General features: G+C 73.2%; 18 protein-coding genes. 7 read left to right on the top strand and 11 right to left on the bottom strand.

What is annotated here, in order from left to right; genetic code table 11:
* Positions 1–60: 60 nt before the first annotated feature.
* Genes QP089_RS32905 through QP089_RS32895 form a run of 3 tightly spaced genes read left to right on the top strand, consistent with a single transcriptional unit; the run spans position 61 to position 2,221 of the window.
* The gene (locus QP089_RS32905; protein ID WP_285916940.1) at positions 61–1,482 is read left to right on the top strand and encodes a zinc-dependent metalloprotease; all 1,422 of its coding nucleotides are present in this window, start codon (positions 61–63) and stop codon (positions 1,480–1,482) included.
* Complete coding sequence (locus tag QP089_RS32900) at positions 1,479–1,667, top strand: hypothetical protein (RefSeq protein ID WP_173099227.1); 189 nt, start codon at positions 1,479–1,481, stop codon at positions 1,665–1,667. The genes QP089_RS32905 and QP089_RS32900 overlap by 4 nt, the downstream gene beginning before the upstream one ends.
* Positions 1,664–2,221, top strand: a complete 558-nt coding sequence (locus QP089_RS32895) for an NUDIX hydrolase (RefSeq protein WP_285916937.1) — start codon at positions 1,664–1,666, stop codon at positions 2,219–2,221. Before QP089_RS32900 ends, QP089_RS32895 begins: the two co-directional genes overlap by 4 nt.
* On the opposite strand, the gene QP089_RS32890 is transcribed toward QP089_RS32895, so the two are convergent.
* From QP089_RS32890 to QP089_RS32880, 3 genes are all read right to left on the bottom strand, one after another.
* Complete coding sequence (locus QP089_RS32890) at positions 2,218–2,886, bottom strand: hypothetical protein (RefSeq protein ID WP_285916936.1); 669 nt, start codon at positions 2,884–2,886, stop codon at positions 2,218–2,220. The genes QP089_RS32895 and QP089_RS32890 overlap by 4 nt on opposite strands.
* A complete protein-coding gene (locus QP089_RS32885) occupies positions 2,883–3,431 on the bottom strand; it encodes a M48 metallopeptidase family protein (protein ID WP_285917197.1) in 549 nt (182 codons plus the stop codon). The genes QP089_RS32890 and QP089_RS32885 overlap by 4 nt, the downstream gene beginning before the upstream one ends.
* 154 nt (positions 3,432–3,585) lie before the next feature.
* Positions 3,586–4,386, bottom strand: a complete 801-nt coding sequence (locus QP089_RS32880; protein WP_285916934.1) for an enoyl-CoA hydratase/isomerase family protein — start codon at positions 4,384–4,386, stop codon at positions 3,586–3,588.
* A 209-nt stretch (positions 4,387–4,595) separates the two neighbouring features.
* Between QP089_RS32880 and QP089_RS32875 the strand changes: the two genes are divergently transcribed.
* Positions 4,596–5,927, top strand: coding sequence for an ABC1 kinase family protein (locus tag QP089_RS32875; RefSeq protein WP_285916933.1), 1,332 nt, complete (start codon positions 4,596–4,598; stop codon positions 5,925–5,927).
* 179 nt (positions 5,928–6,106) lie between these two features.
* Here the strand turns inward: QP089_RS32875 and QP089_RS32870 are convergent, their stop codons facing one another.
* From QP089_RS32870 to QP089_RS32850, 5 genes are all read right to left on the bottom strand, one after another.
* Positions 6,107–6,301, bottom strand: coding sequence for a hypothetical protein (locus tag QP089_RS32870; protein WP_285916932.1), 195 nt, complete (start codon positions 6,299–6,301; stop codon positions 6,107–6,109).
* 97 nt (positions 6,302–6,398) lie between these two features.
* On the bottom strand, positions 6,399–6,677 hold the full coding sequence (locus QP089_RS32865; protein ID WP_285916930.1) for a WhiB family transcriptional regulator: 279 nt from the start codon (positions 6,675–6,677) through the stop codon (positions 6,399–6,401).
* 122 nt (positions 6,678–6,799) lie between these two features.
* A complete protein-coding gene (locus QP089_RS32860; protein ID WP_285916928.1) occupies positions 6,800–7,057 on the bottom strand; it encodes a hypothetical protein in 258 nt (85 codons plus the stop codon).
* A 251-nt stretch (positions 7,058–7,308) separates the two neighbouring features.
* On the bottom strand, positions 7,309–8,184 hold the full coding sequence (gene tesB / locus QP089_RS32855; protein ID WP_285916926.1) for an acyl-CoA thioesterase II: 876 nt from the start codon (positions 8,182–8,184) through the stop codon (positions 7,309–7,311).
* Positions 8,185–8,259: 75 nt separating this feature from the next.
* Positions 8,260–10,326, bottom strand: coding sequence for an ATP-dependent DNA helicase UvrD2 (locus QP089_RS32850; protein WP_285916925.1), 2,067 nt, complete (start codon positions 10,324–10,326; stop codon positions 8,260–8,262).
* Positions 10,327–10,500: 174 nt separating this feature from the next.
* Between QP089_RS32850 and QP089_RS32845 the strand changes: the two genes are divergently transcribed.
* Positions 10,501–10,785, top strand: a complete 285-nt coding sequence (locus QP089_RS32845) for a mycoredoxin (RefSeq protein WP_285916923.1) — start codon at positions 10,501–10,503, stop codon at positions 10,783–10,785.
* 71 nt (positions 10,786–10,856) lie between these two features.
* Here the strand turns inward: QP089_RS32845 and nudC are convergent, their stop codons facing one another.
* Positions 10,857–11,774 carry an NAD(+) diphosphatase gene (gene nudC / locus QP089_RS32840; protein ID WP_285916922.1) on the bottom strand — a complete coding sequence of 306 codons (918 nt, stop codon included), beginning with the start codon at positions 11,772–11,774 and terminating at the stop codon, positions 10,857–10,859.
* A 35-nt stretch (positions 11,775–11,809) separates the two neighbouring features.
* A complete protein-coding gene (locus tag QP089_RS32835; protein WP_285916920.1) occupies positions 11,810–13,207 on the bottom strand; it encodes a dipeptidase in 1,398 nt (465 codons plus the stop codon).
* 152 nt (positions 13,208–13,359) lie between these two features.
* Between QP089_RS32835 and QP089_RS32830 the strand changes: the two genes are divergently transcribed.
* A complete protein-coding gene (locus QP089_RS32830) occupies positions 13,360–14,562 on the top strand; it encodes an RNA-guided endonuclease InsQ/TnpB family protein (protein ID WP_285917196.1) in 1,203 nt (400 codons plus the stop codon).
* Between the two features lie 111 nt (positions 14,563–14,673).
* Positions 14,674–14,964, top strand: a complete 291-nt coding sequence (locus tag QP089_RS32825; protein ID WP_285916919.1) for a DUF4031 domain-containing protein — start codon at positions 14,674–14,676, stop codon at positions 14,962–14,964.
* Here QP089_RS32825 and QP089_RS32820 read toward each other — a convergent pair.
* Entirely contained in the window at positions 14,961–15,596 is a 636-nt protein-coding gene (locus QP089_RS32820) for an HD domain-containing protein (RefSeq protein WP_446474104.1), read from the bottom strand. The genes QP089_RS32825 and QP089_RS32820 overlap by 4 nt on opposite strands.
* Between the last annotated feature and the right edge of the window lie 27 nt (positions 15,597–15,623).

Genomic DNA, 15,623 nt, shown 5'->3' with positions numbered 1-15,623 from the left:
CTTGCCGGGACCGGCTAACGTTGCGGATATGAGCCCATCATGCATCCCAGGGGCGAACCGATGAGTGACACTCCCTTCGGCTTCAACCGTCCCGGCGACGGAGACGACGACCGTCCCCAGGATCCATTCAAGGGCATGGGCGGCGACATGGCGCAGTTCGCCGACATGCTGCACCGGTTCGCGGACATGATCGGCGCCCAGGGGCAGGGCGGCGCGTCCGGCGGACCGCTGAACTGGGACCTGGCCAAGAACATCGCCCGCCACCAGGTGGTCGAGCAGGGCGACCCCTCGATCGTCGACACCGAGCGGCGCCAGGTCGAGGAGGCGCTGCGGCTGGCCGACCTGTGGCTGGACGAGGGCACGACGCTGCCCGCCGGCATCCGGGCGCCGAAGGCGTGGAGCCGGTCGGAGTGGATCGAGCAGACGCTGCCGGTGTGGGCGAAGGTCTGCGACCCGATCGCCTCCCGCATGGTCGAGTCGATGGGCGGCGCGCTCAGCGGCGGCGAGATGCCCGCCGAGATGCAGGCGATGGCCGGCCCGCTGATCGGGATGGTCAAGCAGATGGCCGGCGCGATGGTCGGCGGGCAGGCCGGGCAGGCGCTCGGCGCGCTGGCCCGCGAGGTGACCGGCTCGGCGGACGTGGGGCTGCCGCTGGCCCCCGACGGCGTCGGCGCGCTGCTGCCCGCGGGCGTCGAGGCGTTCGGCTCGGGCCTGGAGGTGTCCGAGGACGAGGTCAGGCTGTACCTGGCGCTGCGGGAGGCCGCGCACCAGCGGCTGTTCACGCACGTGCCGTGGCTGCGCGCGCACCTGCTCGGCGCCGTGGAGGAGTACGCGCGGGGCATCACCGTCGACCTGTCGGGCATCGAGCAGGCCGTCCAGGGGCTCGACCTGAGCAACCCGGAGGCGATCCAGGAGGCGCTGGGCGGCGAGATCCAGCTGCAGCCGGAGGAGACGCCCCGGCAGAAGGCGGCGCTGGCCCGGCTGGAGACCACGCTCGCGCTGGTCGAGGGCTGGGTCGACACCGTCGTCAACGAGGTGGCGCAGGGCCGGCTGCCCGAGTCGGTGAAGCTGGCCGAGGCGGTGCGGCGGCGGCGCGCGACCGGCGGCCCGGCGGAGCGGACGTTCGCGACGCTGGTCGGCCTGGAGCTGCGGCCGCGCCGGCTGCGCGAGGCGGCGGCGCTGTGGCGCACGCTGACCGAGGTGCGCGGCACGCAGGGCCGGGACGCGGTCTGGGAGCACCCCGACCTGCTGCCGACGGCCGACGACCTCGACGACCCGGACGGCTTCGTGCACGGCCGCGAGATCGAGGGGCTGTCCGACCTCGACCTGAGCAACCTGACCAAGGGCACCGGCGCGGGCCCGGCCGAGGCCGGCCGCAAGCCCGGCGACGGCGCCGCCAAGGCGGACGAGAAGCCCGACGAGAAGCCCGACGACCCCGGCGAGGGCGGCGCCGGGCCGGACGGCGAAGGGCCGCGGTCGTGAGCGGGACCCGCGTCCCGCACGGCGCGTCCCGGGTGAACGGCTGCCGGTACGAGCCGGGGTCGTCCACGAACGTGATCCGGCGGCGCGTCGCGCGGGAGAGCCTGTGCTGGCAGCGGCCCGTCGACCAGGAGCGGCGGCGCCGGCATCCGGCCAGCTCGCCTTACGCGCGCGCCAACCGCACGTGACCGCGCCGCCCGCCGCGGGGCCGCTGCACGCCGACGCGTTCGCGGTGCTGGCGTCGTGGGCGCCGCCCCACCCGAAGGACGAGCGGCTGCGGCGGGAGTTCCTGCGGCATCTGGAGGAGCATCCGGCGGACGGGGTGTGGCGCGCGTGCGCCGACGGGCACATCACGGCCAGCGCGGCGGTGCTCGACGCGTCCCGGTCCCGCGTGCTGCTGACGCTGCACTCCAAGGTCAAGGCGTGGTTGCAGCTCGGCGGGCACTGCGAGCCCGGTGACGCGACGCTGGCGGGCGCGGCCCTGCGGGAGGCGACGGAGGAGTCCGGCATCCCGGACCTGCGTCCGCTGCCCGGGCCCGTCCAGCTGGACCGGCACCGGGTGGGCTGCCATCCGGGCGGCACGTGGCACCTGGACGTCCAGTACGTCATGATCGCTCCGGAGGGCGCCCGGCACGTGGTGTCGGACGAGTCGGACGACCTGGCGTGGTTCCCCGTCGACGCCCTCCCCGAGAGCGCCGACGACCCGCTCCGCCGCCTGGTCGCCCGCGCGGTCCGCGCCTAGTGGAGCGGGGAGCCTTCCAGAAGCGCGCGGGTGTTCTCCCAGCCTTCCAGGCCGGGGTCGAGGAGGCGCAGGTCGGCGGGGGTGCGGATGCGGTGCCAGGCGGGCCCCTGCGGGACGAGGCCGGGGCGCGGCGCGGCGGCGCGCAGCAGGGCCAGGGCGTCCGGCACGTCGAGGGCGCCGGGGCCGAGGTCGTCGAGGGCGGCGGCGAGCCAGCCGGGCAGGGGCAGCCGGGCGGCGAGCGCGACCAGCCCGGTGCCGCCGGTGTCCTGGCAGGCGGCGGCGGGGGCGCTGCCGAGGGCGCGGAACAGCTTGCCGATCAGCAGCGGCGGCAGGTCGGGGGCGTCCGGCGCGATCAGCGCGGCCTCGCGGGCGCCGAGCGCGTGCAGGGCGGCGAGGGCGGCGGCGGGCGCGGGCTCGCGGACGATCGGGGTGCCCGGCCAGGTGATCGTCTCGGCGTCCGGCGGGCCGCCGGGCGCGACGACGAGCGCGGCCGCCACGAACTCCAGGCCGGCGGCGACCTCGTAGACGTCCTCGAGCATGGCCAGCCGGAATCCGGCGTCGTCCACCCCGGGGGGAGCGGCGGACGGACCGGACGGGTCGAACGGCAGGACCGCGGCGCAGCGGCCCGTGAGCTCGGAGGAGGGCGGGTTCCCGGGCAGGGTCACCCGGCGACCTCGTGCGGGAACTCCTCGCCGTGCAGGCCGTCGCCGTGGTGCATGCCGTCGCCGTGGACGACCTCGTCCGGCGCGTCGCCCTCGATCGGCAGGTGCGCGGCGGCGGCGACGCCCTCCAGGTACCCGCGGGCGCGGTCGGCCTTGGGGTAGTTGCCGACGAGCTGCCAGAAGTCGGCGCCGTGCCCGGGGATCAGCAGGTGGGCCAGCTCGTGCACCAGCACGTAGTCGACGACCCAGGACGGCATGCCCCGCAGCCGGGTGGACAGCCGGATCGTGCCGTCGTCGGGGGTGCAGGAGCCCCAGCGGGTGCGCTGGTTGGCGACCCAGCGGACGCTGACCGGGTCGGCGCGGCCGGCGAGGTAGCGGCGGGACAGCTCGTGGGCCCGCGACTGGAGGGCGGCGTCGGAAGGGCGGCGGCGGCGTTCGCGCTCCTCCAGCCGTTCCAGGATGGTGGCGATCCACTGTTCCTCTTCGGCCTTGCTGAGCCTGGAGGGCACCATCACCACCACCTTGTCCCCGTCGCGGTAGGCGGACACGGTCCGGCGGCGCCTGGTGCTGCGGCGGACCTCAACGTTAGGGGGCACGGCGCAACCGTACCCAAAATTTTGCGTCCTCCACAGGGGGTGTTTGACGTCAGCGCAGGTCAGAGCCCATCTTTTGCTCGATTCTCAGCCGCTTTCCACAGCCTCGTCAAGCACCGGTGAAACGGGGGGAACGCTTCTCCCGCTGGGCCGTCAATCCCTCGATCATGTCCTTGGACGCCATCGTCACGGGCTGGGCCAGGGATTCCCAGCGCAGGGCGGCCTCCATGCCGGCGTGCCCGCCCTCGGCGAGGGCGACCTTGGCGAGCCGGGTCGCGACGGGCGCGCCGGCGGCGATCCTCCCGGCGATCTCGAGGGTCCGCTCCAGCACGTCCGCGCGCGGGAAGGCCTGGTTGACCAGGCCGTGCCGCTCGGCTTCGGCGCCGGTGAGGACGCGTCCGGCCAGCAGCATCTCGCGGGCCAAGGGCAGCCCGGCGACCTCGGGGAACAGCCAGGTGGCGGCCATGCCGGGGTGCAGGCCGAGCGCGGTGAACGGGGCGAGCAGCTTGGCGTCCTCGGCGGCGTAGCGCAGGTCGCAGGCCAGGGCGAGGCAGAGGCCGGCGCCGACGGCGTGCCCGTTGACGGCGGCGATCGTGGGGACTTCGAGGCTCCGGATCGTCAGCCACGTCCGGTAGAACTCCAGCATCCGGTCGCGGAGCGCGGGGACGGCGACGGCGTTGGTGTCGGCCAGCCAGGAGAGGTCGCCGCCGGAGCTGAACGCGGTGCCGGCCCCGGTGAGGACCACGCAGCGCAACCCGGCGTCGCCGCGCAGGTCCGCGACGGCCTGCTTGTAGGCGGCGGTCATCTCGTCGGACATCGCGTTGCGCCGGCCGGGGTCGTTCAGCGTCAGGACGGCGACCCCGTCGGGACGGCGCTCGACCCGCAGCGGCTCGGGCTGTTCTCCGGACATGGCTCCGCACCGTACCGTGCGGCACCCGCGCCGCGCTCGGGCGCCCCCTCCCCGGCCCCGGACCGGACCGCGTCCGGCCTCGGGAAACGCGTGAGAAAGCGCACACTTACCACGGAATCGCAGGTCATGGCGGTCCGCTCCGCCCGGCTCCCGGATTCGGGCCCGGTCGTTGTGGCGCGAACAACAGCCGATCACCGACAATGGTCCGCGTGAGCGATCTTCCCCGCCGCGCGGTGACGCGGTCAGCAAAGCTGGCGTCCCTCCCCCTCGGCTTCGCGGGGCGCACCGCCCTCGGCATCGGGAAGCGGACGATCGGCCGGCCCGCCGAGGCCGTCGCCATGGAGATCCAGACGCGCACCGCCGAGCAGCTGTTCAAGGTGCTCGGCGAGCTCAAGGGCGGCGCGATGAAGCTCGGCCAGATGCTGTCGATCTTCGAGGCGGCGCTGCCGCCGGAGATCGCCGGGCCGTACCGCGCCACCCTCACCCGGCTGCAGGAGGCCGCTCCCCCGCTGCCCGCCTCGACCGTGCACAAGGTCCTCGCCGAGGCGCTCGGCGAGGACTGGCGCGACAACTTCACCTCCTTCGACGACCGGCCGGCCGCCGCCGCGTCCATCGGCCAGGTGCACCGCGGCGTGTGGGCCGACGGCAGGCCGGTCGCGGTGAAGGTGCAGTACCCCGGCGCCGGCAAGGCGCTGATCAGCGACTTCAACCAGCTCGCCCGGCTCGGCCGGCTGTTCGGCGTCCTGATGCCGGGCCTGGACGTCAAGTCGATGCTGGCCGAACTGAAGGAGCGGGTGGTCGAGGAGCTCGACTACACCATCGAGGCCGAGTCGCAGACGATCATCCGGGACGCCTACCTGGACGACCCCGACTTCTACGTCCCCGAGGTGATCGCGCAGTCCGGCGATGTGCTCGTCACCGAGTGGATGGACGGCACCCCGCTGTCGAAGATCATCAGCGACGGCGACCAGGAGACCCGGAACCACGCGGCGCTGCTGTACTGCCGGTTCCTGCTGTCGGGGCCGAAGCGGTCCGGGATGCTGCACGGCGACCCGCACCCCGGCAACTTCCGGCTGCTGGACGACGGCCGGCTCGGCGTGCTCGACTTCGGCGCCGTCGACCGCATCCCCGGCGGCTTCCAGCGGCGGCTCGGGCTGCTGCTGCGGATCGGCACGATGGCCGACATCGACGAGATCGAGGACGCCCTGCGCGACGAGGACTTCATCCGCGAGGGCGTGGAGGTCGACCCGGAGGAGCTGCAGGCGTTCCTCGCCCCGGTCACCGAGCCGTTCGTCACCGAGACGTTCAAGTTCAACCGCGAGTGGCTGCGCGACATGGCCGCCCGCGTCACCGACCTGCGGCCGACCAACGTCGTCCGGCAGCTCAACCTGCCGCCCGAGTACGTGATCATCCACCGGGTGCTGTCGGCGGGCACCGGCGTGCTGTGCCAGCTGGAGTGCGAGATCCCGGCCCGCGCCGAGTCGCTGAAGTGGGTGCCGGGCTTCGCCGACGACGAGGACGGCGAGCTCGTCACCGGCTAGGGCGGGCGAGAACGATGAAACGGGCCCCGCGGCGCTGATGAGGCGCCGCGGGGCCCGTTTCGGTGCGGCCGGCGAGTGGGCCGCCGCCGCACCGGGTGCCCGCCGGGAGGCGCGCCCGCCCGCCGAAACCATCCAAGAAGCGGCGGTCGGGCGGCCTGCGACCGGCGGGCCTGGGTTGGTCACCGGTGGTTCTTCGGCATGTGCGTGTCGTGGTCGGCGGTCGCGGTCGGCGCGAGCAGCACGCGCCGCACCCGCGACGCCCTCGTCTGCGCCTCCCTGCGCGCGCGCCGCAGGGCGCGCACGCGGGCGGCGAGCTCGTCGGGCACGGTCACGGGTATTCGCTCCCGGGACAGGTCCTGGCTGAGCAATGTCATCTCGTTCTCCCTGGCCGCCCGCAGGCGCGGTCCCCGCGCGGGGACCGCGCCTGCGGGTCCGGTCCGGCTGAGCGTCGGTGCGGTCGGCATCAGGCCCTCACACCGTCGCCTCGTCCGGCAGCGGGTGCTTGCGCGGGCGGCCGCGGGGCCGCTTGCGCGCGACGATCACGCCGCGGACGAACAGCTCGCCGCCCCAGACGCCCCACGGCTCCTTGCGCTCGAGGGCGCCGGCGAGGCACTCCTTGCGGAGCGGGCACTCCAGGCACAGCGCCTTGGCGAGCTCGACGTCGGCGGGCGCCTCGGCGAAGAACAGCTCGGGGTCGGTCCGGCACGGCAGAGTGAGGTCCTCCTCGCTGATCGCGAGAGCCCCCTGCATCACAGTCACCCTTGTTCCTCTCGTTGGATCTCAACGGGCGTGTCGGTTGGGTCGTCCGGGCAAAAGAAGAAGGCCGCGGATCCGGTATCGGATCCGCGGCCTGGGGGCTCGCCGGTGTCTTGCTAGACCGGTCGCCTCCAGGGATACGGACCCGACACGCCACCCGCCGGGGTGGCGCCCATGTGGGCCGTGGCCGGAGCCTGGGACTTCATGTCTCCGAGTGCGAAGACACTCCGCCCCTGCTCGTCCTGGATTCGCTGCTCAAGGCGCAGATCGCGCAGGTCGCGCAGATCGCGCAGACGGGTGCCGTCGACATACGTGGTCGAGGCGCCGGGGCAGGCGGGAGCCCAGGACGTCAGCGATTTCATCGACGTGTTCATCACCGGACTGCACACCACCTTCCTGGCTCCTCGGGCCGGGGCCGGCGGATCCAAGATCCACACCGGTCGGCCGGTTGATTGCTCGCGACGAGCGTACGGTGCTCCCGCCGAAGCAAGCAAGATATTTTTGACCTGCGGTTTCGTGGGCGACTTCACCCTCGTTCCGGGGAACCGGCGCCGCTCGCGCGGCGTCGAAACTCCCGGGAACGCCTTACAAGACGATCATCGCACACGGGACGCGGCGCGTCCCGTCAGCGCTCCCGTCCGGAGTCGGACACCCGTACGAGCCCCTCCTGCATCACCGACACCACCAGCTCCCCGGAGCGGGTGAACACCTGCCCGCGGGCCAGCCCGCGGGCGCCGCCGGCGAACGGGGTGTCCTGGTAGTACAGCAGCCAGTCGTCGGCGCGGAACGGCCGGTGGAACCACATCGCGTGGTCGAGGCTCGCGCCCATCGTCCGCTTGTCGCCCCAGGCCAGCCCGTGGTTGAGCAGGACGGTGTCGAGCAGCGTCATGTCCGAGGCGTAGGTCATCAGGCACACGTGCAGCAGCGGGTCGTCGGGCAGGTCGCCGAGCACCTTCAGCCACACCACCGACTCCGGCGAGGCGAGCGCCGGGTCCTTGGCCGCCTCCCAGGTCAGCGGCGTCGCGTGCCGGACGTCGAACGGGCGCCGGTCGACGAAGGCGCGCGCGCCGGCCTCGCCGAACAGCGGCGTCAGCCGGGCCAGCGAGTCCGGCAGCGACTCGGGGTCGGGGGCGTCGGGCATCGGCGCGTGGTGCGCCGGGCCGTCCTCGACGACCTGGAACGACGCCGACAGCGTGAAGATCGCCTTGCCGTGCTGGATGGCGCTGACGCGGCGGGTGGTGAAGGACCGGCCGTCGCGGACCCGGTCGACGGTGTAGACGATCGGGACGAGCGGGTCGCCCGGCCGGATGAAGTAGGCGTGCAGCGAGTGCACCGGGCGGTTCACCGGGACGGTGCGCCCGGCGGCGACCAGCGCCTGCCCGGCCACCTGGCCGCCGAAGACCCGCTGCCGGCGCTCCTCGGGGCTGCGGCCGCGGAAGATGTCGTTCTCGATCTGCTCGAGGTCCAGCAGGTCCAGCAGTGCCTTCAGGGAATCGCTCACGACCGCCAGTCTTCCGTATCCGCCCATGTGACGGGGCTCTCACCCCCGCGCCACACCCCGTCGCCGGGGGCCGCGTCACACCCCGCAGAGCCTCAGGACGGCCTCGCCGTAGCGGTCGAGCTTGACCCGGCCCACGCCCGGGATGCGGGCCAGGTCCTCCACCGACTCGGGGCAGCGCTCGGCGATCGCCTGCAGCGTCGCGTCCGTGAACACCACGTAGGCGGGGATCCGCTGCTCCGCCGCCACCCCGGCCCGCCAGTCCTTCAGCGCGAGGAACAGCTCCTCGTTCAGCTCGGACGGGCAGTCCTCGCAGCGGCCGAGCTTGCGCTCGACCGCGGCGGTGAGCGGCCGCCCGCACACCCGGCACGGCTGCGGCCCCTTGGCGGCGCGGCGCTTGGTGCGCTCGACGCGGGCGGGGGTGTGCGTGGCGGTCTTGCCGGTCAGGCCGTCCAGGAACCGGGACGGCCGGCGCTGCTGCGAGCCGCCCGGCGAACGCGACAGCGCCCACGACAGCGTCAGGTGCACGCGCGCGCGGGTGACGCCGACGTACAGCAGGCGGCGCTCCTCCTCGATCTGCTCGGGCGTCTTGGCGTAGACGATCGGCAGCGTGCCGTCGGTCAGGCCGACGAGATACACCGCCTCCCACTCCAGGCCCTTGGCGGCGTGCAGCGAGGCGAGCGTGACGCCCTCCAGCGGCGGCGCGTGCTGCGCAGCGGCCCGCTCCTCAAGCTCGGCGACGAACTCGGGCAGGCCGACCTTCGGGTCGTCGGCCGCCATGTCCTCGGCGAGCTGCGCCAGCGCCGCGAGCGACTCCCAGCGCGCGCGGGCCGCGCCCGCGCCCTCGGGCGGCTGGTCGGAGAACCCCGCGCCGGACAGCACGTGCCGGACCGTCATGATCAGCCCGGTCCCGTCGGTCTCGGCGTCGGCGCCCGCCCGGGCCGCGCCGCGCAGCCGCACGACCGCCTCGCGCACCTCGGGCCGCTCGAAGAACCGCTCCGCGCCGCGCAGCACGTACGGGACGCCCGCCGCCGCCAGCGCCGCCTCGTAGGTCTCGGACTGGGCGTTGATCCGGAAGAGGATCGCGATCTCGCGCGCCGGCACGCCCTCGTCGATCAGCTTGCGGGCCCGCCGCGCCGTGTCGTCGGCCTCGGCGATCTCGTCGTCGTACTCGCTGAACACCGGCTCGGGGCCGTCCTCGCGCTGCGCGACCAGTTCCAGCTTGTGCCGCGCCACCTTCGCCTGGTCGATCACCCCGTTCGCCAGCCGGACGACCTGCGGCGTCGACCGGTAGTCGCGGACCAGCTCCACGACCTTCGCGTCCGGATGCTCGCGGGTGAAGCCGAGCAGGTAGGAAGGGCTGGCGCCGGTGAAGGAGTAGATCGTCTGGTTCGGGTCGCCGACGACGCACAGTTCGTGCCGGTCGCCGAGCCAGGCGTCCAGCAGCATCTTCTGCAGCGGGTTGACGTCCTGGAACTCGTCCACGACGAAGTACCGGTACTGGTCGCGGACCTGGTTGGCGACCTCCCGGTGCTCGGTGAGCACGGCCGCGGTCAGCTCCAGCATCCCCTCGAAGTCGAGCAGGTTGCGCTCGCGCCGCAGCTGCTCGTACATCGCGTAGACGCGCGCCACGTCCACCACCTCGACGGACGGCCTGCGCCCCGCCCGCACGACCGCCGCCGGGTAGTCCTCGGGGCGGTTCTGGGTGACCTTCGCCCACTCGATCTCGCCGGCCACGTCGCGCAGCTCGGTGCGGCCGAGCGACAGCCCGCACATCCGCGCCGCGTCCGCGACCAGCTTGATCTTCGAATCGATGATCTTCGGTGCCTCGCCGCCGACGACCCGCGGCCAGAAGTAGCTGAGCTGGCGCAGCGCCGCCGCGTGGAACGTGCGGGCCTGCACGCCGGGCGCGCCGAGCTGGCGCAGCCGCCCGCGCAGCTCCCCGGCCGCGCGGGTGGTGAACGTCACCGCGAGCACCCGCTGGGGCGCCACCACGCCGGTGTGCACGGCGTAGGCGATGCGGTGGGTGATGGCGCGGGTCTTGCCCGTCCCGGCGCCCGCCAGGACGCACACCGGCCCCTGCACCGCCTCCGCGACCGCCCGCTGTTCGGGGTCCAGTCCCTCCAGCACCGACTCCACCACCATGCCCCCATACTCGCAGCAAGTCCCGACCGTATCCCCCCGCATCACCGGTTGTGGACGGACCGCCGCGGCGCCGCCGGACACGCCCCTGCTCGCGGAATGCCGGAGGGGTATCTAGTGTTCTTCGGAAGGCGAGGTCCGCAGATCGTCCGAACGAACGAGGGAGACGACGTACCGATGGCGACGCCGACGACCGACCGGGTCGAGGGGCCGACCGGCCAGCTCACCATGTACACCACGACGTGGTGCGGGTTCTGCCGGCGGCTGAAGAGCCAGCTGGCCCGCGACGGCATCGAGATGGTCGAGATCGACATCGAGCGCGACCCCAAGGCCGCCGAGTTCGTGATGAGTGTCAACGGCGGAAACCAGACGGTGCCGACGATAGTCTTCCCGGACGGCTCGGCCGCGACCAACCCGAGCGCGAAGGAAGTCAAGCGCCGCCTGGCCGAACTCGCAGGCTAGAACTCGGCGAAGGCCCGCCGACCACACGGTCGGCGGGCCTTTCGCATCCCCGCGTGCGCAGGTCGGACCCGTCAGAAGGGCGGCATGTGCGGGAGGGGGCCGCCGTACCAGCGCATGATGAGCTGGGCGGCGATCGACAGGACGCCGGGGGCGACGATCTCCTTCGCCTCGATCGCGGCGCTCAGCTCGTCGCGGGTGTACCAGGCGGCGTCGAGGATCTCCTCCGGATCGGGACGCAGCGGGACGGTGCCGTCGGCGGTGGCGGTGAAGCCGAGCATCAGGCTCTGCGGCAGCGGCCACGGCTGGCTGCCGAGGTAGCGGACGTCCCGGACGGCGAGCCCGACCTCCTCCTGCACCTCGCGCGCGACGGCCTGCTCCAGGGACTCGCCGGGCTCGACGAACCCGGCGAGGATCGAGCGGCGGTCGGCGGGCCACTGCGGGCCGCGGGCCAGCAGGATCCGGTCGTCGGCGTCGGTGACCAGCATGATCACGGCGGGGTCGACACGGGGGAAGTGCTGGGAGCCGTCCTGCGGGCAGACCCGGACGTGCCCGGCGGAGGCGACGCGGGTCTCGGTGCCGCAGCGGGGGCAGAACCGGTTGGTGCGGTGCCAGTGGTCCAGGGCGACGACGTGGGTGAGCAGGCCGGAGTCGCGGTCGGCGAGCACCGCGCCGACGCGGCGCAGCCCGGCCGGCTCGGCGCCCTCGATCGCGGGCAGCTCACCGGACACGCCGAAATAGGCGGTGCCGTCATCGTCGACGCCGAGCAGCCAGCGCTCGCCGTCCGGGGCCTGGTCCGGGGAGAGGAACACCAGCGCCGGTTCGGGGTCGTGGCTGACGAGGGCCCGCCCGTCCTGGACGACCAGGACCCGCGTTCCCGGGTCGGCCCAGGCGGCGGCGAGCCACGCGTCGTCGCGCCGCCTCAGCGCGACCCGGTCGAGCGTGCCGCGCGCGAGCGCCAGCCATGCGAGCGGTCCTTCGGTCACCGTCATCGGGCTCCTCTCCTCCACCGGACGTGTACGACGGTTCAGCGGAGTGCGGTGGCGAGTTCTTCCCACAGGTAGGCGGCGGCCTCGGCGCCCTTGAGCAGCAGCGGGATCTCGACCTTCTCGTTGGGGGCGTGGATCCGGTCGTCGTCCAGGCCGACCGCGACGAAGATCAGCGGCGCTTCGAGGACGTCGGCGAGGTCGGCCTCGGGGCCGCTGCCGCCCTCCCGGGTGAACAGCACCTCGCGGCCGAACGCGCGTTCCATGGCGCGGCGGGCGGCCTTGACGCCGGGCGAGTCGATCGGGGAGAAGCAGGGCCGGACGCCGCCGCCGGGGACGTGCACCTCGGCCTCGACGCCGTGCGGGGTGTTCGCGGCGACCCAGTCCTTGAACGCCTGCTGGACCTTGGCGGGGTCCTGACCGGCGACGAGCCGGAAGGAGATCTTGGCGTGCGCCTCGCGCGGCACGATCGTCTTGCCGCCCGGGCCGGTGTGCCCGCCCCACATGCCGTTGATCTCGGCGGTCGGCCGCGCCCAGACGCGCTCCAGGGTGGTGTAGCCCTTCTCGCCGTAGGCGGCGCGGCTCTCGCCCGCGGTGCGCAGCCACTCCGCCTCGTCGAACGGGAGCTTGGCGAACAGCGCGCGCTCCTCGTCGGTCAGCGGGACCACGTCGTCGTAGAAGCCGGGGAGGGTGACGCGGCCGTCGGCGTCGTGCAGCGCGGCCATCAGCGTCGCCATCGCGTGCAGCGGGTTGGGGACGGCGCCGCCGAACGAGCCGGAGTGCAGGTCCGAGGACGGCCCGCGCAGCGTGACCTCCGCCTCGGTGAGGCCGCGCATGCCGGTGCACATCGACGGGACGTCCGCGGCCCACATGGTGGTGTCGCTGATGACGATGGCGTCGCAGCGGAGCCGTTCGCGGCGCTCCCGGAGCAGGTCGGCGAAGTGCACCGAACCGGACTCCTCCTCGCCCTCGACCAGCATCCTGATGGTGACGGGCGGCGCGCCGGCGCCGGACGCGGCGAGCCCGGCGCGGATGCCGAGGGTGTGGAAGAACACCTGCCCCTTGTCGTCGGACGAGCCGCGCCCGATGAGCCGCCCGTCCTTCTCGACGGGCTCGAACGGCGCGGTGTCCCACTCGTCGAGCGGTTCGACCGGCTGGACGTCGTGGTGCCCGTAGACGAGCACGGCGGGGGCGCCGGGGTCGGCGGCGGGCCATTCGGCGAACACGGCCGGCAGGCCGGGCGTCTCCCAGATCTCGACGGTCGGGAATCCCTGCCCGCGCAGGTACCCCGCGAGCCAGTCCGCGGACCGCCGCACCTCGGTCGCATAGGCGGGATCCCCCGACACCGACGGGATCGCCAGCCACTCCTTGAGATCGGCGACGAACCGGTCGCGGTGGGCCTCGATGTACTGGACGATTTCCTGAACTGGCTCGTTCACCTGGTCCTCCGAAGGATGCCCCGGCCTTCGGGCCGGGGAGGGATCCGGACTCCGCCAGAAGCGGCCCGGCGCAGCCGGTACCCGCCGAGAACCGGGTCCGCTGACGTCCGAAAACCCTTACATGCAATGGTCCGGTGCGTAAATTGATGGTCGTGCGGACGGCGTACAAGTGCCGGGCCTACCCCGACCCCGAACAGGCGGCCATCTTCGGCCGCACGTTCGGGTGCGTGCGCCTGGTCTGGAACAGGACGCTCGCCGAACGCCACCGCGTCTGGTGCACCGGCGGCAAGCGCACGTCCTACAAGGAGACCGACGCGGCGCTGACGGCGTGGAAGAAGACCGAAGAACTGGCGTTCCTGAACGAGGTGTCCTCGGTGCCGCTGCAGCAGGCGCTGCGCCACCAGCACGCCGCGTTCGCCAACTTCTTCGCCGGACGTGCCCGCTACCCCCGCTTCAAGACCCGCAACTCCCGCCAGTCCGCCCACTACACCCGCTCGGCGTTCCGCATGCGCGAGGGCGAACTGCGGATGGCCAGAACCACGGCGCCCTTGGCGTTCGTGTGGTCCTTCCAGGGCGTGGACCTGGCCGAGTTGAACCCGACGATGGTGGTGGTCTCGCGGGAGCCGGACGGCCGCTGGTACGTGACTTTCGCCGTCGACACCGACGCCCCCGAGCCCCTGCCGGCCACCGGGCACCAGATCGGCATCGACCTGGGGGTCAAGGACTTCGCGGTGACCTCCGACGGGAACCGCATCGCCAACCCCCGCCACATGGACAAGAAGGAGCGCAACCTCGCCCGCTACCAGCGACGCATGGCCCGCAAACAGCCCGGCTCGGCCAACCGCCGCAAGGCCAAGAGCAAGGTCGCCCGCGCCCATCGCAAGGTCCGCGCCGCCCGCGCCGACTTCCTGCACCGCACCAGCACCGACCTCGTCCGCCAAGCCGACACCATCGTGATCGAAGACCTGAACGTCTCCGGCATGGTGCAAAACCGCAAACTCGCCCGCGCCATCTCCGACTGCGGATGGGGCGAGTTCCGGCGCCAGTTGGAGTACAAGTGCGAGCGTGCCGGGCGCACCCTGGTGGTGATCGACCGCTGGTACCCCTCGTCCAAAACCTGCTCGGCCTGCGGCCACCTGCTGGCCGAGCTGAGCCTTTCCACCCGGCGCTGGACGTGTCCGGGCTGCCGCACCCGCCACGACCGGGACGCCAACGCGGCCAAGAACATCCTTGCGGCTGGTCGAGCCGTAGCCGGGGACACCCCCGACGATGTCTGTGGAGCTGATGTCAGACGGCAAGGATCCCCCCTTCCGCAGTCGGCCGCGAAGCAGAAACACCCACGGCGCGAGCCGTAGGAACCCCCTCCCAGCAGGGAGGGGAGGAAGTCAACTGCATGCCCCTTCGCATCGTTGTCGTACTGTCAGGCACTGTAGGGGATCCCGGTCCCTCGTCCCCCAGGAGGCGCTTTGATCCTCATCGATCCGCCGTTGTGGCCCGCGCGCGGGCGGGTGTGGTCGCACATGGTGAGCGACGTGTCGTACGACGAGCTGCACGCGTTCGCGGCGGGTCTCGGCATGCCGGTGCGGGCGTTCGATCGCGACCACTACGACGTGCCGTCCGAGCTGTACGAGGCCGCAGTCTCGCAGGGGGCGGAGGCGGTCGGCTGCCAAGAACTGCTTTTGCGTCTGACTCGTGCGGGGTTGCGGCGCCGGAAGGCGGTCCGGCCGCAGCGTGCGGGCGGTCTGGGCGTGGGTTAGGCGTTGAGGAGCATCAGCTCCGTCTCGATGTTGCGGCGCGCCCGCTCCTCGTAGCGGTCGCGCGCGGTGGCGGTGTGGAAGAGGCGGGGAAGGGCGAGGAGGCCGTTGAGCACTTCGGCCCGTCCGGCGCGGAAGAGGTCCTCGGGGACGAACGCGTACTCCTCGCGGACGGCGGCGGCGTAGGCGGCGTACCGGTCGGGGTCGGCGCCGAGGACGGCGAGGTCGGCGTCGCACAGCACCTGGCCGCCGCGGTCGCCGGGCTCGGGCGCGTGGGTGACGGTCAGCTCGACGAGGCGGACGACCTCGTCGACCGTCGCCGCGGGCAGGTCGGTGTCGGCGAGCATGCGGGCGGCGAGGCGGGCGCTGCGGTCCTCGTTGTCGGCGCGCTCGGGGTCGTAGACGGCGTCGTGGAACCAGGCGGCGAGCCTGACGGTGTCGGGGTCGAAGGCGCCGGCGTGCTCCGGTTCGGCGGCCAGCTCGTCGACGAGGTCGAGGACGGCGGTGAGGTGCTCGCGGGTGTGGTACCTGCGGTGCGGTTCGCCGTAGCGCTGGTCCAGTTCCATGCCGATGTGCCGGGTCTGCGGGCCGGCCAGCGCGACCCACCGCCCGACGAGGTCCGTCCCTGTGTCCACGGCGACCATCCTTCCGGATCGCCGGAC

Source organism: Actinomadura opuntiae, from assembly GCF_030283205.1.
In the GTDB taxonomy this organism is placed as follows: domain Bacteria; phylum Actinomycetota; class Actinomycetes; order Streptosporangiales; family Streptosporangiaceae; genus Spirillospora.
The sequence above is the reverse complement of the archived record's forward strand: the minus strand, read 5'-3'. Positions and strand labels throughout refer to the sequence as shown.